The 20,898-nt window shown below is 43.8% G+C and carries 18 protein-coding genes; 12 read left to right on the top strand and 6 right to left on the bottom strand.

The genetic code is table 11. The features are described 5' to 3' along the window. The first annotated feature begins 138 nt into the window (after nt 1–138). From ACX1N5_RS14890 to ACX1N5_RS14915, 6 genes are all read left to right on the top strand, one after another. Complete coding sequence (locus tag ACX1N5_RS14890; RefSeq protein WP_458803359.1) at nt 139–1,041, top strand: MlaA family lipoprotein; 903 nt, start codon at nt 139–141, stop codon at nt 1,039–1,041. A 70-nt stretch (nt 1,042–1,111) separates the two neighbouring features. After that, nucleotides 1,112–2,080: an RsbU family protein phosphatase GigA gene (gigA, locus tag ACX1N5_RS14895; RefSeq protein ID WP_458803357.1), complete on the top strand. Its 969-nt coding sequence runs from the start codon at nt 1,112–1,114 to the stop codon at nt 2,078–2,080. A 112-nt stretch (nt 2,081–2,192) separates the two neighbouring features. Beyond that, nucleotides 2,193–2,714, top strand: coding sequence for an anti-anti-sigma factor GigB (gene gigB / locus ACX1N5_RS14900; RefSeq protein ID WP_004750530.1), 522 nt, complete (start codon nt 2,193–2,195; stop codon nt 2,712–2,714). Between the two features lie 26 nt (nt 2,715–2,740). Beyond that, complete coding sequence (locus ACX1N5_RS14905; protein WP_004750528.1) at nt 2,741–3,565, top strand: carbon-nitrogen hydrolase family protein; 825 nt, start codon at nt 2,741–2,743, stop codon at nt 3,563–3,565. A 131-nt stretch (nt 3,566–3,696) separates the two neighbouring features. Further along, on the top strand, nt 3,697–4,500 hold the full coding sequence (locus ACX1N5_RS14910) for a hypothetical protein (protein WP_131382518.1): 804 nt from the start codon (nt 3,697–3,699) through the stop codon (nt 4,498–4,500). Nucleotides 4,501–4,508: 8 nt separating this feature from the next. Continuing rightward, a complete protein-coding gene (locus ACX1N5_RS14915; protein ID WP_458803354.1) occupies nt 4,509–5,378 on the top strand; it encodes a mechanosensitive ion channel family protein in 870 nt (289 codons plus the stop codon). 39 nt (nt 5,379–5,417) lie between these two features. Here the strand turns inward: ACX1N5_RS14915 and ACX1N5_RS14920 are convergent, their stop codons facing one another. Then, a complete protein-coding gene (locus ACX1N5_RS14920) occupies nt 5,418–7,994 on the bottom strand; it encodes a DUF2339 domain-containing protein (RefSeq protein ID WP_458803352.1) in 2,577 nt (858 codons plus the stop codon). Between the two features lie 142 nt (nt 7,995–8,136). Here ACX1N5_RS14920 and polA point away from each other — a divergent pair, with 142 nt between their 5' ends. Further along, entirely contained in the window at nt 8,137–10,908 is a 2,772-nt protein-coding gene (gene polA, locus ACX1N5_RS14925) for a DNA polymerase I (RefSeq protein WP_458803351.1), read from the top strand. 41 nt (nt 10,909–10,949) lie between these two features. On the opposite strand, the gene ACX1N5_RS14930 is transcribed toward polA, so the two are convergent. Then, nucleotides 10,950–11,960, bottom strand: a complete 1,011-nt coding sequence (locus ACX1N5_RS14930) for a metallophosphoesterase (protein WP_458803349.1) — start codon at nt 11,958–11,960, stop codon at nt 10,950–10,952. Nucleotides 11,961–12,047: 87 nt separating this feature from the next. Here ACX1N5_RS14930 and ACX1N5_RS14935 point away from each other — a divergent pair, with 87 nt between their 5' ends. Next, nucleotides 12,048–13,649: a phospholipase D-like domain-containing protein gene (locus ACX1N5_RS14935; RefSeq protein WP_458803347.1), complete on the top strand. Its 1,602-nt coding sequence runs from the start codon at nt 12,048–12,050 to the stop codon at nt 13,647–13,649. A gap of 1 nt (nt 13,650) precedes the next feature. On the opposite strand, the gene ACX1N5_RS14940 is transcribed toward ACX1N5_RS14935, so the two are convergent. Beyond that, nucleotides 13,651–14,466: a lysophospholipid acyltransferase family protein gene (locus ACX1N5_RS14940; RefSeq protein WP_458803361.1), complete on the bottom strand. Its 816-nt coding sequence runs from the start codon at nt 14,464–14,466 to the stop codon at nt 13,651–13,653. A gap of 390 nt (nt 14,467–14,856) precedes the next feature. On the opposite strand from ACX1N5_RS14940, the gene hflX reads away from it, so the two are divergent. The 4 genes from hflX to ACX1N5_RS14960 all read left to right on the top strand — a co-directional run bounded on the left by hflX (nt 14,857) and on the right by ACX1N5_RS14960 (nt 17,866). Further along, nucleotides 14,857–16,188 (top strand): ribosome rescue GTPase HflX, encoded by a 1,332-nt coding sequence (gene hflX / locus ACX1N5_RS14945; RefSeq protein WP_458803346.1) that lies wholly within the window; start codon nt 14,857–14,859, stop codon nt 16,186–16,188. A gap of 81 nt (nt 16,189–16,269) precedes the next feature. Further along, the gene (locus ACX1N5_RS14950) at nt 16,270–16,641 is read left to right on the top strand and encodes a hypothetical protein (RefSeq protein ID WP_458803344.1); all 372 of its coding nucleotides are present in this window, start codon (nt 16,270–16,272) and stop codon (nt 16,639–16,641) included. A 10-nt stretch (nt 16,642–16,651) separates the two neighbouring features. Further along, nucleotides 16,652–17,320 carry an LrgB family protein gene (locus ACX1N5_RS14955; RefSeq protein ID WP_458803342.1) on the top strand — a complete coding sequence of 223 codons (669 nt, stop codon included), beginning with the start codon at nt 16,652–16,654 and terminating at the stop codon, nt 17,318–17,320. 105 nt (nt 17,321–17,425) lie between these two features. Beyond that, entirely contained in the window at nt 17,426–17,866 is a 441-nt protein-coding gene (locus tag ACX1N5_RS14960) for a DUF2147 domain-containing protein (protein ID WP_458803340.1), read from the top strand. Between the two features lie 43 nt (nt 17,867–17,909). Here ACX1N5_RS14960 and ACX1N5_RS14965 read toward each other — a convergent pair whose 3' ends face one another. From ACX1N5_RS14965 to pdxA, 3 genes are read right to left on the bottom strand one after another with little or no spacing between them, the layout of a single operon-like run. After that, a complete protein-coding gene (locus ACX1N5_RS14965; RefSeq protein WP_458803338.1) occupies nt 17,910–18,752 on the bottom strand; it encodes a symmetrical bis(5'-nucleosyl)-tetraphosphatase in 843 nt (280 codons plus the stop codon). 1 nt (nt 18,753) lies between these two features. After that, nucleotides 18,754–19,566 (bottom strand): 16S rRNA (adenine(1518)-N(6)/adenine(1519)-N(6))-dimethyltransferase RsmA, encoded by an 813-nt coding sequence (gene rsmA, locus ACX1N5_RS14970; protein WP_458803337.1) that lies wholly within the window; start codon nt 19,564–19,566, stop codon nt 18,754–18,756. Nucleotides 19,567–19,585: 19 nt separating this feature from the next. Beyond that, nucleotides 19,586–20,557, bottom strand: coding sequence for a 4-hydroxythreonine-4-phosphate dehydrogenase PdxA (gene pdxA, locus ACX1N5_RS14975; protein WP_458803335.1), 972 nt, complete (start codon nt 20,555–20,557; stop codon nt 19,586–19,588). Nucleotides 20,558–20,898 lie beyond the last annotated feature (341 nt).

A 20,898-nucleotide genomic window follows, 5' to 3' on the forward strand; every position in this document is an offset into this window, starting at 1 on the left:
CTGCATTTTTTGTTTAATTATCCAACTGTTTTAATAAATTAGTTTCTTTTTTTCATATTGTGATAATCACATTTCAATTTTATTCATGCTATATAATGGTTAAAATTAAATTATCTAACTAAAATGTCGGAAATGCGTATGCGTAGTCAGTTTTCTGTATTGTGGGTTTCTTTAATTGCGCTGAGTGTCAGTGCTTCTGTTCTAGCAGCAGAATCAGATACTTCTACCTCTATAAATGAAACTCAGGCTCAATCGACTGCTGCAAAAGGCTCTCGTATTGATAAAATTAAGGCATTTTCCGAAAAAACAATTAAAGACTTAAAAGTCGATGCCAATGCAACTCAGCCTGATGAAGTTAAAGACCCTTTTCAACCACTCAACCGTAAGATCTTTGTCTTCAATGACTATATAGATCGCTATGCCCTACGACCTATAGCTGTACAGTATCAGGCGAAGATTCCTGCCGAAGTACGTGGTTCGTATCGTCAATTTCGGGGCAATTTAGCTGAACCGTGGAATGCAACCAACCAAATTATTCAATGGAAACCTAAGCGCGCATTTCAAACGGTGGGGCGGTTCTTAATTAATAGTATTACAACATTAGGCTTAGCAGATCCAGCAAGTCGCCTAGGCCTAGATGAGGAAGAAGAAAGCTTAGGAACGACATTGGGTTATTATGGTGTTTCTTCAGGCCCATATTTGATGGTGCCATTTCTTGGTCCAAGTACTTTACGTGATGGTTTGGGTTTTATTGTTGATACTCAGGCAAGCCCACAAAAGTATATTTTGCAAGAGAATTACCCTGGATTATATTGGGGAGATTGGGCGGTCTATGCAATTGATGTACGTAGTTCATTGTTAGATGTTGATCAGGGTTTACAAGGCGACCGTTACGCAGCAATCCGAGATGCTTACTTACAGCGCAAACGCTTTGTCATTGCAGAGAAAAAAGGGGATTCGAGTCAAGAAACTTCTTTTATTGATGAGAATGATGGAGTAGATAGTAGTGCACCAGCCGATTCTCAGCCTAATAATAAATAATGATTTGTGATTAACATTATTTATTATATTTTGAATCAACCATTGATGTAAAAGGACTGTTCTCTCATTTATGTATTTCATTAAACCTAGTCGAACAATACCTCATCTAGAGCGTGTGTTAAGTGCTTTACCGAGCCTACAAATGATTCATATAGAGGACATTCCCCTTTACGATCAAAGCATTATTGCAATTGCTGACGTACAGGATTTTTTAGAACATCAATGGGAGTTGCCAACGATTGTACTTGCTTTTGAAAATGAAGGCTCTGCGCTTGCACAAGCATGGCAAGCGGGTGCGTTAGCAGGATGGATTTGGTATCAGCTCCCTGAAAAACCTATTGAAGCGCTCGCTAAAATTGATGCGCAATATAAGCGTAATCAAGATAGTCGCGATTTACCCTCTGCTGCCATATTACAAAAAAAACTGCTTCCAACCCCGCTTGAATTGCCTAACTATAAAATTGAATCATTTTTCAAACCATCTGCCTATTTGTCAGGAGACTGGTACGATTACTGGAAAATCAGTGATAAAGAAATTATTTTTTATCTCGCGGATGTTTCAGGTCACGGCGTGACCAGTAGCTTACTGACTTCATGGATGGCTGCTTTTCATGGTCGTTCTAAAACACCTCGTGAGCTAATTAAAAAGCTCAATGGGATGTTAGTCCAAGAAAATATTGAAAAACATATCACGATGATTACGGGAATTTTAAATTTTGAAACCCATCATTTGCGTTGGTCCAGTGCAGGACATTACCCTCCAGCGATCTTATTTGAGCCGAATCAGCCCCCGAAAATTTTAAATACCAGCAGCTTTCCCCTAGGCCTAACTGAAGACTTAGAAGTTGAAGAATTTGAATGTATTTTAAGCAAACAAGCACGTTTCATTGTGTGCTCGGATGGGGCACTAGAGCCATTTGAAGGCGGTTTAAATGAACAATTTCAAAAACTTGTCGAACATCTGCAAAATCATACATTTCAAGCACCAGCACATGTCGCCGATGATATCGCAATTCTAAGTTTATGCCGAGTAAAGTAGCAAAAAAACCTATATCGTAGTTTTTTGTAATTAATTTTCACTGCTCAACCACTTGAGTATGTCCCCCCCCTATGTGATAATTTTCTAATCCTTCTCAAAAAATGGCATATATATGTCAACAGGTCATGTTGAATATGCAAGTTTGAATGGCACGCATTTTTTCAAGATTATTGGAGAAGTTCGCGCACAATCTTGTATTAGTTTAGACAAACTTTTGAGTAAGATTGAACAGCAAAGCAACGTTAAAGGTGCGGTTGTCGATTTAACTCAGACTACATTTATCGATAGTACAGTTCTCGGGATTTTAGCGAAACTCGGGATCAAGCTGAAACAGGCACATCAGATTCAGGCAGTGATGCTATCGACGAACCCAGATATCACTACTCTCGCAAATAGCATGGGCTTAGGGCAGGTTTTTATCATGCTCAACTGTGGTGATAACAATGTCTGTACGCGCACGCTTGTTGATGAAAATATTACCCACAAGGCAATGCTGAATACTGTCTTAGATGCTCACCGCACTTTGATGGAACTGAATGATAGTAATCAAAATATTTTTGAACCTTTAGTGAAACAACTCGAAAAAGAACAAGATCAATTTGAAGAAGAAGTTGTACATCCTCATAACGCTTAATTAAAAATAGCAAAGGAACGCTTGCCATGACTTTACTCTCTGTTGCGCAAATGAACTCACAAAATAGCATTGAAGATAACTTCAAGCAGGTTGAGTTACTGATTCAGCAGAGTAAAGCACAAGGTGCATCGCTGATTACTTTCCCTGAAAATTTTATTTGTTTTGCCGCAGGCAAACAACGCGAAACGGCTGAACAATTTGAAAGTATTCAGCAGCGTTTAGAACAGCTTGCACATCAGTATCAAATCTGGATTATTGCAGGAACTTTGCCTTGCCCGTTCCGCCCTGATGGTTCAATTGTGCCTGATGGTCGTGTGCGCACCAGTAGTTTATGTATCAGCCCAGAAGGAACTGAAGCACGTTATGACAAAATTCATTTGTTTGATGTGCAGGTAGCAGATGGCGTAGGTGGTTATCAGGAATCCAAGTTTTTTGAACCTGGCGATGAAGTGGTAGTTGCATCAACCCCTTTTGGTCAGATTGGCTTAATGGTCTGCTATGACTTGCGTTTCCCAGAGTTGGCACTTACGTTAAGACAACGTGGTGCGGATATTTTAACAGCGCCCGCAGCGTTTACTTACACGACAGGACAAATGCACTGGCAGCTTTTACTGCAAGCCCGAGCAATGGATAGTCAATGCTATGTCCTCGGCGCAGCTCAGCAGGGTTGGCATGGCGAAAAACGCCAGACTTGGGGACATGCTGGAGTCACCAATAGCCGTGGTCAGTTACTCGCACTGGTGGAAGATGAAGGCGCACAATTAATTACTGTTGCTTTTGACCACAATGAACATCAACAAGTTCAGGCAGCCATGCCTTTAATACAACACCGCCGCTTATTACAATTTTAATTTTTTGGTTTTTATTGAATACAATCACGCCTCTAATTGTACTATTACCCTCTATACTCCTGACTTTTAACCATTTAAAGTGATAGGTAAAGCTAGTCATCTAAGGAAATGTTGTGTCAGATTTAGGTCTCATGGATGATCACTGGGAAAAACATATTAAATGGTGGGGTGAATATCATTTTGAGTTACACCAGACTCGTACTTGGCAATTTGGTTCATTACTGTTTCGCCTGACTCGCGGCGCCCAAGAATGGCGTATGGAATATCATCGTCCGACGATCCAGTTTGACTATGAACAGCAATGGAAAGAAATATTAGAACCTGATTTTCCATTTCCACCGCCTGTACATGTCGAGCGCTATATGTTTCGCAAAATGGGCAATACTTTCCAACTGTTACCACGACTTGCTGATCGTTCCGTGGTGATTCGTCCTGTTGATCCAATGTATATTCCTGCAGGGCAACGTGGCTTGTTATATATCAGCACTCCACTTTGGATTACAGGCTTTGCCGAAGGGCAACGCGAACCGCTTTTTGATATTCCAGTCATCCGCCCAAAAGATACTTGGTTTGGCCCAGACAAACGCTCTGGCGAGCTTTGCTATGCTACGGCAGTTGATGGCCGCACAGAACTGGAACAACTTAACCCCCGTGCCTTTCGCGCAGTCACTCCGATTATTTTTCATAACAGTAGCCACGAACAATTACGTTTTGACCGCATGAATGTGCCAGTTCCTGCCCTGCCTTTATTTTATAGTGAAAGTACAGGACGCTTATGGACATCGCACATTAAAGTGGTGCATGAATCTTCCGATCGTCCACCTCGGGTACGGATTGAAAATCGGACTCCACCGAAAGCAGGTGAAGTGGTTTATGTGCATGAACCGCGCTCCCCTGGTGGTGCATTGTTTAATATGTTTGATTCATTTTTTTAGGATCGTGAATGGAAAAATCACAAATTCCTCAAGACCTGCTCTCGAGTTTCAAAGATGTGTTCACTAACATGCATATTAATGTCGAACGCATTTCCGATATGTTTGTGGCAGCCACGCTATGTCTGATTGGTTTTGCACTTGCCCGTTTAGTCTCGAATACCTTTATTCGTACAATTGGTGCGAAGTTTAATGCCCATCAGCGCATGGTATGGCGGCGCGGGATTTTCTATACGATTTTCCTGTTTTTTGTCATGGCAGGCTTACGGGAAGCAGGCTTTAAAGTCAGTGTCTTTTTGGGTGCAGCAGGGATTCTGACCGTTGCTTTGGGTTTTGCTTCACAAACTTCGGCGACTAACCTGATCAGTGGGCTATTTCTGATTGGAGAAGGTTCTTTTGAAGTCGGTGATACCATTCAACTGACCTTGTTGCGTGGTCAGGTGATTGAAGGTGAAGTGATTTCAATTGATTTGCTGTCTGTAAAACTCCTGACTTTGGACAATATTTACATTCGCTTGCCAAATGAACAACTGATCAAAACCCCTGTTTATAACCTGTCAAAATATCCAATTCGGCGGATTCCGATTACCCTTGCAGTCAGCTTTCATGAAAACCTAAGCAAAGTTCGTGAAGTGCTCCTTACCACTGCCAAGCATCATGTTTTGGTACTGGATGACCCTAAACCTGCAATGACAGTCACGGCTTTTGGGGAGTCTTCAATTGAACTGCTATTTACCATTTGGTGTCAGCAAGAAAATTACCTGCTGGTCAAAGATGAAATGCAGGAACGGATTCGCGATGCCTTTGTAAAAAACAATATCGAGATTCCTGTACCGAAAATCGGTTTTGTTGGTAGCAGCAATCATCTGCCACCTCTCTAACTATTTTTTCCCTAAAACCAGTCAAAAGCAATCATCAGCTCAGTCGGCTGATGATTCAGCTTGTGGAGATACAGGTGGTAACGGCGCCAGATAGGCAATGATCAACATCATTCCCCCTGCTCCAATAAATGAAATCACCCGTGTCAAAGTCGCGCTTTGCGATAAATCCAGCAACGCCAGTTTAAACACCACAATCGCCAGAATACACGCCCCCATATACCAGACTTCACGCATGGCTTTACGGCTCGCAACGGTCATTCCCACGCATGCCAGTAATGTCCATAGCAAGGTCAGGCTAAGTTGAACCGCACCATTGTGCCAGATGTCCACGCTCCATAACGGCGTATTTAACAGATGATGTAAAGTACGTACCATCACACTGCTCAACACCCAAAGCAGCATAAAAAACAGGCTCGCTTTCAAGAGGCGTTGCCAAAGCAGTGAAGGTAGCTGAATCTGCTGTAACCAGAGCAGGCCACACAGCATGGCAAGACTCAGTACATCAATCGGGTTGAATAAAGGGATGACATAGTATGCCTGTATAGCATCTTGATCGATATTGACCAGCAATAACCAAAGCAGATTACAAAGCCATAGCTCAGGATGTTGTAGCCATACTTTGTTCTTTTGAATGATCGCAGCCCATAACCAGACTGTAGGTAACGCGCCCAGTGCCATGATCGGTGCCTGTACCCATAGACTTAGACCTGCCACTGCCAGACTCACCCAGAGTAACAGTGCAAGCAAACGGTTCGAGTCATGCTGACGCTGTATCCAGTACAACAATCCACTCTGTAATAACGCAGCAACCGCACAAAACACTGCAAAGCCGCTATTTTTCCAGTGCTGCAAACCCTGCCAAATCTGTAATTGCTCCAAGGCTATGACCAGTCCGATAAGAATGATTGTACTAATGATCAGCTGCTCGGCTATCCATTCTATTGACTGTTTCAGCGTAACTACCAGATAAAAGGCTGCATATAACACCGATGCAACTGCCAGCTTTGCCAATAAACCATAGGCTTGCCAGTGGAAAATTTCTACGCTGGCGGCACTGCCACTGTATAAGGCAAATGCCAAAAAGAAGCTGATGGGTGGAATCGCGGCAACACGGCGCTCTGGCGTACGCGTATCTTGTAAAAGAAAATACACGGCAACAGACTGCACTAGAGTATAAATACAGGCACTTAGGGTTGGAAAACTGGCATCTGACCAGATCTGAAAAAATAGCGCACCTGCACTACAGAACAATAAGGCCTCGCCAATGATGCGACTAAAACGATAACGTTCAGTGACACCCCATACAATCAGTGCAGTACCCTGAATCACCCAGCCAAGACTGGTCCAGTGTGCACCTTTTGCCAGTGGAAAAATCAGGGCAAAAAATGCAGTCGCCAAAATCATGAAACTCTTGCCAAGCAGCGAAAGCTCAGCTTGTCGCTTACGAATCCATACCGTCAACCCGAAGTACACTGCCGCCAAACCTGCAGCAGCCAAGGTCAAGGCATGACTGGACTGGTGCATGAGACTGGCATGCAAGGTAAACCCAAACACAGGTACACTAAAAATCAAACCGACATCTAAAATAGACACATAGCCTTGTAATTCTGATTTTTGCCGCAGCATTAACTGGCTATAACGAATGCTAAGCCAGATAAATAATGCCAAATGCAGCCACAACAACATATCCAGATAATTGCGCTGACTCTCGACATCGTGCATAAACAGGCTCATGCCTGCCAGCCCCATTGTCGAAAAAAATGCCAGATGATTGAGCAACTTCCACGACTGCACAAAATTAATTGCGGCAACCGCCAGATTCACCACCAAATAGTATTCCCATAAAAATACTGGATCAGGACGATATTGCGGAATCAGTAACGGCGCCAGATACGCCATACCCAATGCTAAAATCGCCAGTGAAATTTCTTTTTGTTTCAGACTCAGCCATGTCGTGATAAGCAGCAATCCCGCCAACACCACACTTGCCATGATCACACTGTTAATCAAAAGAAAATGATAGGCAAAAATCAAGGTCAGAAAAATCACCGCCAGCCCGACACCCTGTACCGCTACGGCAAAGCGCAGATTACGATTTCCAAGCCAGTAGCCTATTGCAGTGGTGATTGCACCCACCACCCCGATCGAGAGTAATCGCATACCCAGACTGACTTGCCAATATTCACTGGCAAAGCGCAGTAACAACACCACCCCGATCAACAGCAATACCACAGCGACTTTCAAAATCGGATTACCTTTTACCAGCCACTCTAAAATAGCTTGCCAATGAGGATTGGTTTGACTGGGGAATGCTATTTGTGGCTCTGCTGGCTGCGGCGGGATCGCTATTGATACAGGAATTGGTGGTGGAATGACCTGAACCGGTGCCGATGCAGGCTGATATGGCATTTGCTGCCTTTCCAGATCAGATAATCGTTGTTCAAGTCGATCGACCTGATTTTGCAGTCGAAAAATCAGCACAATAAAAAAACACAATCCTGCCAGTAACAGCAAATACGCCCATTGCTGCTTCCCGAATACATAGGCAAACAACGCCAATATTACCGAGAACATTAAAACAAGGCTCATCATGACCGCTGATTTTTTCTGCAACATAGATTTCCTGATTGGTGCAGCCGTTTTATTGATGTTAACCGATCATCTGGCCGAGATAAAACTCCCTTCAACAGATCTACTTCTGCATCAAAGTTAAAATTCACGTAAAATAGCCCGCAGATTAGATTGAGGAAGTTGTGTAATGCCACCATTTGTTTTGGTTGATGGGTCTTATTTTTTGTTTCGTGCCTTCCATGCGATACCACCTCTCACCACTTCGACAGGACTACATACCAACGCTGTACGTGGCGCAATTTCTGCAATCCAGAAACTGATTCGTCGTACTCAACCCACCCATATGGCGGTGATTTTTGATACGCCTGAACCCACCTTCCGCCATCAGTTATCGCCGATTTATAAAGGTGACCGTCCAGGCATGCCCGATGAGCTGGCTGAACAGATTCCCTATCTGCATGCTCTGATTCGTGCATTAGGTCTGCCTTTGCACATGCTCCCAGGTGCAGAAGCCGATGACATTATTGGTACGCTCGCAAAACGTGCTGTCAGTGAAGGGCATCATGTCCTGATTTCGACAGGCGATAAAGACATGGCGCAACTGGTCACCGAACATATTAAACTGGAAGACAGCTTTAAAGAGCGCTCACTCGATGTAGACGGCGTATTTGAAAAATTTGGCGTTTGGCCACATCAGATGGTGGATTATCTGACCCTGATGGGCGATGCATCCGACGGGATTATGGGGGTTGCAGGCGTAGGTGCAAAAACGGCGGCAAAACTGCTAAACGAATATCAAACCCTCGATAATATTTTAGCCAATGCAGCCAATATCAAAGGCAAAGTCGGCAAAACCTTACAAGAAAGCGTCGAAAGCATCAAGATTGACCACCAATTGGCAAGCATTGTCTGCGATCTAGAGCTGAATCTGGACTGGCATGAGCTTAAACTCAGCCATCCAAATACTGATGAATTACGTCGCCTGTATACTGAACTGGAATTTCGTAACCAGTTACAGTCGCTAGATCACCCGAATAACCCTGATAACCCAAGCTATAAGCAAAGCCAGCCAACGGTCGCAACAACAGCCACAACAGCATCGGCACCAAGTGTAAAAACTGAAGATCTTGCACAGATGAGCAGTAGCGACGATCAGCTAGGTCAGGCGCACTATCATACGGTACTCACCGATGCCGCTTGGCAACAGTTATGGCAGCGCTTCCAAACTGCCGAGCGCTTTGCGATTGACACCGAAACCACCAGTCTGGATTACCGTACTGCGGAAATGGTTGGTTTTTCAGTAGCTTTTGATGCCCAAGATGCCTATTACGTCCCGTTTACTCACGACTATGAAGGCGCACCACAGCAGCTTAATCGTGAACAGATTTTGGCACAGCTTAAACCGATTCTGGAAAACCCTGCGGTAGAGAAAATCGGGCATCATTTGAAATATGATGCGCATATTTTTGCCAATCACGGGATTCATCTACAAGGCTGGTTCTTTGACACCATGCTGGCATCTTATGTACTGAATGCTTCAGCCACCCGTCATGGCATGGACGATGTTGCACGTTTGTACTTAAGCCATCTGACCACAACGTTTGAACAGATTGCAGGTAAAGGGGCTAAACAAAAAACCTTTAACCAGATTGAACTGGAAACGGCGGCACATTATGCAGCCGAAGATGCGCATGTCACTTATCGCCTATATGAAGTATTAGCCAAAAAACTGGCGCCATTCCCCGAGCTGGTCAACATTCTGCACAAGGTTGAAATGCCTGTAGCTGAAGTCCTCACCGAAATGGAAGAAAATGGCATTCAGCTGGATCCTGAGTTTTTAAAACAGCTCAGTGATGAATTCTCCCAAGCCATGCATAAGCTAGAACAGCAGGCGGAAACTCTGGCAGGTGAAAGTTTCAATATTGCCTCGCCAAAACAGGTTGGTGAAGTTCTGTTTGATAAACTGGGCATCAAAGGCGGTAAAAAAACTGCAACTGGGCAATACAGTACCAGTGAAAGTATTCTGGAAAAAATCGAACATCCGATTGCCGAAGTGATTTTAGAGCATCGCGGATTGGCCAAACTCAAAAGCACCTATACGGATCGCCTTGTAGAGCAAGCCAATCCTGCCACCATGCGCGTGCATACCAGTTATCATCAGGCAGTGACGGCAACAGGACGACTATCGTCATCTGACCCGAACCTGCAGAATATTCCAGTCCGCGGTGAAATTGGACGTCAGATTCGTCAGGCATTTGTTGCACCTGAAGGTCGCGTATTGCTGGCTGCCGATTACTCACAGATCGAATTGCGTTTAATGGCACATTTTTCTCAGGATGAAGCCCTGCTACACGCCTTCCATCACGGACAGGATGTGCATCGCCGTACCGCCTCAGAAGTGCTGGGTATTCCGCTGGATCAAATCACCAGTGATCAACGCCGTCAAGCCAAAGCCGTGAATTTCGGCTTGTTATATGGCATGTCGGAATTCGGTCTGATTCGTCAACTGGGTTTCACCCGTGAAGAATCACAAAACTACATCAAGCAGTATTTCCACCGTTACCCTGGTGTCTACGAATACATGCAAAGTACCCGTCAAATTGCGGCTGAACAAGGTTTTGTCGAGACCGTTTTAGGGCGCCGTTTATATACGCCAGATATTCATGCACGTAACGTCATGGTGCGTAAAGCAGCTGAACGCGCTGCGATTAATGCGCCATTACAAGGAAGTGCTGCCGATATTATTAAACTGGCAATGATTGCAGTGAAAAAAATCCTGCCTGCTCAGCACGCTAAATTATTATTGCAAGTGCACGATGAATTGGTGCTGGAAGTCGATCAGGATTATGCAGCAGAGCTTGCCCCTCAGATTAGCGAAGTGATGCAATCGGTGATGCAACTGTCCGTGCCATTGCTGGTTGAAGTTGGACAAGGACATAACTGGGATCAAGCCCACTAAACCCACCCCATAAAAAAAGCGCTCAGAGTTGAGCGCTTTTTTTAAATCAATTCGATCATATCGACAGTGGGCGGTACACGAAAACGAAAAGGCACGCCCACCATGCCTGTTCCCACAGTCACATAAACATCGGCATGTTCATGCTGATACAAACCCTGTTTATGCCCCGAAATTGAAACATGCTTCATAATATAACTGGTCAACCATGGTAACTCGATCTGCCCACCATGAGTATGCCCAGATAGCATAAGCGGATGGCTTGGCAGCTCGGGCACCATATCCACAGTGTCAGGATTATGCGACACAATTATCCATGGTTTGTCTTGTGGTAAATCAGGCATAAAACGCATATCGGTCTTACCTGCCCATAAGTCACCCACACCGATCAGGCGAAATTCTTCAAATTCAATCACTTCCCCTTCGATATCCATCACCTGATTGGCATCTAAAGCCTGCTGGAGCAACTGGCGAATCGGGGGCCCAGGATACTGTTCGTCATGGTTACCCAAAACCGAATAGACAGGCGCATGGATCTGCTTGAGAATGGCAAGTTCCTCAACAAGTGTATCTTCAGGCTCATAAGTCCAATCTCCTGCCACCACAACAATATCGGGCTGCTGCTGATTAATTTTTTCTACAATCAGCTTGAGCTGACGTTCGTTACCTGAAAATAGCCCGACATGCAAATCAGCAATCAAGGCAATTTTAAAAGGTTGATGAAAACTATGTGGTTCATTGATTTGATACTGTGTCGTTTTGACTCGAATCAGATTCGGCTCAATAAAACGGGCATAAATTAGAATCGTACTGAGCAATCCGCTAAAAATGGCTTGTTGAATCGAATAATATCCTGTGATTCCTGCATAAATACTAAACAATAAAAGTGGCGGCAACAAATAACAGGCATAAAAAACCCATAAATGAATAAATGCTTTAAATGGATGAATTGTTTGTGTTTTAGACTGACTATGCCATGCGTGTGCTGTTGCCCATAATGCAACAGTAAAGAAAATAATATAGAAGATTGAAATAATTGAATTAGAATTCCACATACTTTTTCTCGGATCAATACAAAACGAGCATGACAAGTCGTACAATAATTGATCTATAGGTTTTTCGCGTGAGATCTGATAACCAACATGAGCCACTTATCACAACAACAGTTTACGCCAGCTTTTTCAAGCTTAGCAGTGGCTCTTTGTATCGCATTGAGTGTCACGGCGTGTAGCACCTTGCCACATCAACAGGTACAGACTCCGAGTTATGCCCATGATGTCGATACTTCACAAACCACATTGGCGCATCGGATTACGCCATTAAGACAAGCCAATCCGGGCTTGACAGGGTATCACATTTTATATGACCCGCTAGAAGCGATTTCAACCCGCCTCAACCTCATTAACAAAGCACAAAAAACGCTGGATTTACAATATTATATCTGGGATAACGATAAAATTGGTGCATTGGCACTCTATGATATTATTCAGGCAGCCGATCGTGGTGTCAAAGTCCGCCTGCTCATTGATGACAACAATGCCAAAGGCATGGAAGGCGCATTTTTAGCACTGGATCAACATCAAAATATTCAGGTCAAACTGTATAACCCTTATCGCTTTCGTCAGTTTCGTGCTATGGATATGGTGCTCGACTTAAAACGCATCAACCGTCGTATGCACAACAAAAGCTTCATTGTCGACAATGAAATTGCTTTGATTGGCGGGCGTAACATGAGTGACCAATACTACAATGTCAGCGACAACTACCAGTTTTCAGATATTGATGTCATGCTGGTTGGGCAAGCTGTCGATGATATTTCCAATTCCTTTGATGAATACTGGAATGACAGCTATGCCTATCCTGTACGGCAAATTGTCAATCCAGAAAAACATCGCCTGCGCTATGAAGGTTTAAAGCAACAACTGACCGAGCACTATCAGAAAGCTACGGTACAAAACTATCTGGGACTTGCCAACCGTACCTATATATTTGATGAATGGATGAATCATCAAATTCACTTCGAATGGGTCAAAGCGCAAGTCGTTAAAGACTCTCCTGCCAAAATCCGTGATCAGGCACAAGGCAATGACTATTTAAGAGAACAACTCCAGAAGGAGTTAATCTCGCCACAGCATAATGTCGATATTATTTCTGCTTATTTCGTTCCTGAAAAATCAGGCGCGCGCGCGCTGAACAGCATGGCACAAAATGGGATTCAGGTCCGTGTACTAACCAACTCATTTAAAGCCAATGACGTTTGGCTAGTACATGCTTTTTATAGCAAGTACCGTGAAGATTTACTCAAAAATAATGTCAAACTGTATGAATTTTTACCCGCACTCTCGGGCAAAAGTCTCAATCCGCAAACTGAAGAAATTTCAAAGAGAACCAAAATTAGTCTCAAAGGTTTAAGCCGCTCCAGCTTACATGCCAAACTCATGGAACTGGATCAGCAGCAAGTCTTTATTGGCTCTTTTAACCTCGATCCACGTTCAGCGAAACTCAATACCGAGATTGGCGTGGTGCTTGACAGCCCAAGTCTAGCCAAAGCAATTCATGACACCATGGATCAAAACTTGGGACTCTACAGCTATACACTGTCCCTCACCCCACAGCAACAGATTCACTGGGAGCGTAAGACCCAGTATTTCCGCAAAGTTTACCCGCATGAACCGGACATGAAATGGTGGCAAAAAATTGGCTTAAAACTGATTTCATGGTTCCCGATTGAAGGCATGATGTAATTTATTGCTCAATCTGATGCAAAACATGTTGCTGCAACTCTTGTAACCCCTTATACATTTTATGTTGTACTTCGGAGGTCAGCGAGTCGAGATTATGCCCTGTTACATCAATTCGTGGCAAAAACATCAGATGTGCAGTTACTCTCGGCATTTCTAAAACTTGTTTAACATGATCGCTAAAAGAAATCTCACCGACATACGGCGCAATATGATCTAGCTCACCTTGCTGGTTAACATAGCAAATCAGGGCAATCTGTACAGGTTTTTGCGCTTCGAGTGCCGCGCCCAACAAACGACCATGAATCCGTTTGATCGTTGTACCATCGGAAGTCGTCGCTTCTGGAAAAAATAACACAGGAATATTTTGGGACAGAAAATCAGAGATTTGTTGACGAATACGTACCGAATCCCCTGAACCACGTTTAATAAATAATGTCCCGCCACCTCTTGCCAGCTTCCCAACCACAGGCCAATCCTCGATTTCAGCCTTTGCAAGAAAAAATACCCGTGCCGCAGAACCGAGCGTCGGAACGTCCAGCCACGAGATATGATTACTTACCCAAAGTGCAGGTTCAGTTGATGCAGATTCACCATACAAACGTACTTCGATATTAAAAACATCACATAACCGCCGGCAAAACCATTGTACATAGCGCGTATTGTCTGGATGATTTGGCTGTTTATACAATTGGTGACGATACACCACATAAAAACCCTGCCCAACAGCCGCTACACCATGACTAATTTTTTTGCCAAAATGAATAAAACGGGCCAATCCTTTCTTTTTTACTACCGTTGTTGAATCTTGATGCGTCATAAACATGCATAAATCATGATGAAGTTTGTAGCAGTATTATAAATGAGCACGGTGTCAATTCTGCAAAAAAGTTACAATCTTGATCTGAATAACTGAAGTTAACAATAATACTATCCACTTTCATCTAAAATTAATTTTCCACTATGCTGGATATGGAAATCAGCAAAAGGAGAATGCCATGAATCACATGTTCAATCTTCATCATTCCACCCCTCACCATAAACATATTCTCCAACAGCTCCAATGGATATTAGGCTGTAGTATTTTATGTGCTGGGCTTTTGATTTTACTCAACAAACTCTTCATGCTACTACACTAGCAGATTTCAGACTCGCCTAGCCGCCAAGTTTTCTCTACAATAGATTTTTTACTTGGCGAGTTAGGTTATTAGTGGAATATTTTGAGCGACATCAAGGCGGCGAACGCGCCATATTGGTTAGTGTTTCAGTCAATATGCTGAATGATCTTGATGACGAAGAGTTCAGTCTGTTGGCAAAATCAGCAGGTGCTGAAATTTTACAGCACATGACTGCTCAACGCGTAAAACCAGACCCTAAACTATTTGTAGGTTCGGGAAAAGCAGAAGAAATTGCAGCATTAGTCGCAGAACTTGAAGCAGAACTGGTTATTTTCGATCATTCACTCTCGCCCGCTCAAGAACGTAACTTAGAGCGCATTTTAAAATGCCGCGTGATTGACCGTACAGGTTTAATTTTGGACATCTTTGCACAACGCGCTCGTACCCACGAAGGTAAGTTACAAGTTGAACTGGCTCAGCTTGAGCATTTATCGAGCCGTCTTGTGCGCGGCTGGACACATCTAGAACGGCAAAAAGGCGGGATTGGTTTACGTGGACCAGGTGAATCTCAGTTAGAAACAGACCGCCGCTTATTACGGATTCGTATGGGTCAGCTCAAGGAAAAACTCGAGAAAGTCCGCCAAACCCGTAGTCAAGGCCGTGCTGCCCGCCAAAAAGCCGCGATTCCAACCGTGTCATTGGTAGGATATACCAACGCAGGTAAATCCACCTTATTTAATATTCTGGCCGAGAGTGAGGTTTATGCAGCCGACCAGCTGTTTGCCACACTAGATCCAACCTTACGGCGTTTAAACTGGGATGGGATTGGTGCGTTGGTACTGGCTGATACCGTAGGTTTTGTCCGTGACCTGCCTCATTCTTTAGTCGAATCCTTTAAAGCCACTTTAGAAGAAACTCTGGAAGCGACCTTACTGCTACATGTCATCGACAGTAGTAGCCCAGACATGCTGGAACAGATTGATGCAGTGGAATCTGTACTAAAAGAAATCGGGGCTGACGTGCCTGTACTACGGGTTTATAACAAAATTGACTTGAGTGGCGATGAGGCAAAAATCATTTATGCCAAACCTCACCAGCCAGAGCGCGTTTATGTCTCAGCCCATAGCCAGCAAGGCTTAGCGCTATTACGCCAAGCGGTACAAGAGTGCCTGATGGGGCAAATTCAAAACTTTCAGCTCAGTTTAAAACCTGCTTATGGCAAACTCCGTACCCAGCTTTATGCACTCAATGTGATTCAATCAGAATATTATGATGATCACGGCAACTTACTGCTTGATGTGATTATTGCACCGCACAAACTTGAAGAACTGATTAAAAAATTGCATTTACCTTTACATGAAATTTTAGGTGAACGTGCCGCTCAGTTTCAGACACCGCTCGAAGAGTTTGAAATTAAACCTTAGATCGGTTAAAACTGGAAAAATAACGTTTTCTAGCTAAGGGCTGTGCGATCTTGACAGCCCCCAAACCACGAAGATCTCACCATGAATGGAATAAAAACCATCGACTGGCAAGCATGGATTGCCAATATTTCGCTCATCATTTTATTTCGTGAAGCTGCGTTATGGATCATGACGCAACTGCATTTCCCTGAACTGGGCAATCTGACTGGCTTATTGGCGCTGCTTCTGGTTCTCAGTATCTGGCGCAGGTTCCGCCCGATTTCACTACGCCTGATCGACAGCAATAACAAAATCATGCGGGAAAGTGCCTTTGCCTTTTTGCCTGTCTGTGCTGGCTCATTGATTACCCTTGTACATATGGGCAAAGAAATTCCACTATTTCTTGTGGTCTTGGTGATCAGTACCCTGATTCCGCTTTGGGTTTACGCCAAAATGGCCAAACGCTGGCTATAAGGAGCAATTCATGAATATTGTACTGTTTAGCTTTGCAGTCACCTTGGTTGCCTATCTGATTGCAAAATTGATTAGCCGCTATGTGCCACGCGTTCCCGTTTTAGTGATTGGCATGTTTTGTGTGGTGGGGCTTCTATCTATCGTGGGCCTACCTTATGAACAATATATGCAAGGCACACATGATGTTTTTGGGCGGCTGCTCGGTTATGTGACGGTTGCGCTCGCGATACCACTTGCCACCATGCGCTATGATGATCTACCGCTCAAATCTTTAACAGGTATTTTGGTCTTTGCCAGTGTCAGTGCCGTTGCCCTCCCCATGAGCCTTGCTTATCTGCTACATATGGCACAGCCTACAATTTTGGCATTCGCTACTCGTGCAGTGACAACACCGATTGCGATTAATATTGCGACCTTACTCGGTTCACCGATTGGTTTAGTGATTTTGATTGTGATTTTATCAGGGCTGATCGGTGCCAGTTTCTCGGGGCTAATTTTGCGCCACATTCATGATGAACGTGCTTCAGGATTGGCTTTAGGACTTGCGGCACATGCGATTGGTACCGTACAGGCGTGGCAACGCGGTTCAGTTGCAGGTCGTTATGCTGCTTTTGGCATGGCAGTTAATGGGGTATTTACTGCAATTTGGCTACCGATTGTGATCCATTTACTACATTAACTCATGAGTTCTCACTTCGGGAGTGAGTGTGATTGTTATTGCTTTACTTCTCTTTTAGAATATTTTTTGCTCATCCAATAGGGAAATTACAGAGGAGCGTTGAGCATGTGGAAATTACCACTCATTTTAACTTTGTCAGCATATAGTAGTCTGAGTTTTGCAACGGATATTCGTGGAACTTGGAAACAAATCGATGATAAGACTGGATCGCCTAAAGCTGTTATTCAGATTCGCCAAGAAAAAGACGGCAATTATATCGGGAAAATCATCAAGGTTACTCCGCGACCAGGCTATGTACCCAAAGAAACCTGTAGCAATTGTCCTACACCGTATAACAACAAACCCATTTTGGGGTTGGATATTATTCATGACTTAAAGTCTATGGGGAATGATAACTATGGCGGAGGGAAAATCCTTGATCCTCTAACTGGTAAAATCTACAGCGTCAAAGGGAAGTTACTCTCAAACGGGCGTCTGTTACAGTTACGTGGTTATTTAGGCATTTCAACACTTGGACGCACTCAAGTCTGGATTCGAGAAAATTAAATTCTAATCAAAGCGATCATCCTACAATGACCGCTTTTGATATTTAGACCAGAACTGGATTCTCTACGGCAAACAACTTTCGATCTTCCAGACGGTATGCCAGTAAGGTTCCACCCCACACACAACCACCATCCACACTTTGTACCTGTGCACTGATGGTTTTGCCTGCCAATGCAGCCCAGTGCCCAAACACAATCTGGTGCGTACGGGTAGTCAGACCATCAAACTCAAACCAAGGTAAAAAGCCTTTTGGCATCGGAGCATCCAGACTATCTTTAAACGAAAATTCCAGACGACCTTCGGCATTGGTTAGACGCATACGGGTCAAATAGTTGGTAATGGTGCGCAGCCGCTCATGCCCTTGCAGATGCTCTTCCCACAAGTCAGGCATTGCCCCATACATTTGCGCCAAAAAAGCATCCACTACAGCAAAGTCTTCATGCCCAATCACCGCCTGAACTTCCTGCGCCAGTTCCGCCGTTTGCTCGGCTGACCAAATACACGGAATACCCGCGTGGGTCAAAATCGTCTTTTCATTTGGAAACAGACAAAGCGGTTGACGGCGCAACCAGTCAATCAGTTCATCACTATCAATTGCGTCAATAATATCTTGTGTCTGATCTTTGGCTTTGATTTTTTTGATATTACGTGCACATGCCAGCAAGTTCAGGTCATGATTACCCAAGACTGTTGCCGCACTACCTCGTTCCGCCAGTTTCTTGACAAAACGTAGCGCTCCTAAAGAATTTTCACCACGTGCCACCAAGTCACCCGTGAACCAGAGAAAATCCTGATCAGGATCAAACTGAATTTGCTTGAGTAACTGTTTTAATGCTTCAAAGCAGCCTTGCAGATCACCAATTACGTAGTTATAGCGTGTTGTCATTTCAAGCAACCATTTGATCGGAAAGTGCAACAAACTGTGCCAATGTCAAAGTTTCTGGGCGCGCCATCGGGTCAACACCTGCCTGTTCGAAACCATCTTCACGCAACATGCCTTTTAAGCTATTACGTAAAGTTTTACGACGCTGAGTAAACACATGACCGACCAAACGTGTCAAAGCCTGTTCATCTTTTGCCACAATCGGCTTTTCAGCATACGGGACTAGACGGAATACAGCACTGGTCACTTTTGGCGGTGGGTTAAATGAGCCTGGTGGCACTTCAAACAGGAATGTTGGCTGGCAATAATACTGAATCATCACAGACAAACGCCCGTATTCCTTGGTATTAGGTACAGCCGTGATGCGATCAACCACCTCTTTTTGCAACATAAAATGCATATCTTTGACTTTACCGCCAAATTCCAAGAGATGAAACAGTAAAGGCGTCGAAATATTATACGGTAAGTTCCCCACCACACGCAGTGGGCGACCTTCCTGAAAAAGCTGACTAAAATCAAACTTTAATGCATCTGCTTCAACAATGGTTAAACGCTCAGGATATGGTACGCGATTCGGCAAGCCTGCTGCCAAATCACGGTCTAATTCAACCACCGTCAAGGAATCACATTCACCAATCAATGGTGAAGTCAGCGCTGCTAAACCTGGGCCAATTTCAACAATATTGTCACCTGTACGTGGATTGACAGAGCGTACAATTTTGGCAATCACACGCTGATCATGCAAAAAGTTCTGCCCGAAGCGTTTCCGCGCCTGATGCCCTTCTTCTTTGGGGTTTAGGGCATTAATTTGATACATAGACAATTTCCAAGAAAAATTATAACGAGTGAGCGAGGCTTAGTGCCAAATCGACTGCGACATGCAAGCTAGAACTTTTTGCCTGCCCTGTACCTGCTAGTGACAGTGCTGTGCCATGGTCAACCGAAGTCCGAATAAATGGCAGACCTAAAGTAATATTGATCGCTTCACCAAAACCTTGTGATTTTAACACAGGTAAACCCTGATCATGGTACATGGCAAGTACAGCATCAGCATGTTGCAAATGTTCAGGAGTAAATAAAGTATCGGCTGGCAGACACAAGCTGAGCTGTTCACCCCGTGCGCGGTACTGTTCTAAAACAGGATTGATCACCTCGATTTCTTCATGCCCCAAATAACCACCTTCACCTGCATGCGGGTTTAAGCCACAAACCAGAACACATGGCTTTGCAATCTGAAATTTGGTTTTTAAATCATGCAGTAAAATATCAATCACTTGCTGTAAACGCGTTGCGGTAATAGCATCAGCAACCTCGCGCAGAGGCAAATGAGTCGTAGCTAAAGCTACGCGCAGGGTTTTAGTAGCGAGCATCATCACCACCCGTTCCACTCCTGCAAACTCCTGATAATACTCGGTATGCCCACTAAAATGGATTCCCGCATCATTAATTACCGATTTTTGCACGGGTGCGGTTGCAACCCCAACACTTTTGCCTTGCATGGCATATGCAGCCGAACGACGCAATTGTTCCAAAACATAGGCTGAATTTTGAGGATTTAATTCCCCCAAAACCACATCAGTATTTAAAGGCACATGTTCAACATATAGTTGCCCTTGTGGCAAGACTTCACTTTGTCCTTTATATTCAATCAGTTCAATGTTTTTTTGCAGAATCTTAGCGCGATCTTTCAACATTTGAAGATCAGCCAGTACCACAATCGGACGCTCATCTGTTCGATCAGCCAAACTTAAACAAATATCTGGGCCAATTCCTGCAGGTTCACCACTGGTGACATATAAAGGGAGCATGGCTTTCTCTTACTTTTCAGAAATTTTACCTATTATAAAATTTCTGCCATCAAAGTTCAGTGCCTATATGGATAAAAGCTTCAAAAAATACTCAGCTGCTGAAAATACAAAGTAAGAAGCCTTTACCGCAATACATGGCATTGCAACAAAAAAAGACGTTAATCCTTACCCATTTCAATAAAGCCAATGTCATCTTTTCGGTCAACTCTCCTAATTTTACCAGCGACAATATAAGTTTTTATTTATCTTGATTATTTTTTAGTTTAAGCATCAGTTTCCCGCTGATATGTGAATACACAAAAAATACTGCAGGAAAGGCTTTTTATTTGTTTGTAGTTGGC

This window comes from Acinetobacter sp. ANC 4636 (assembly GCF_054454555.1).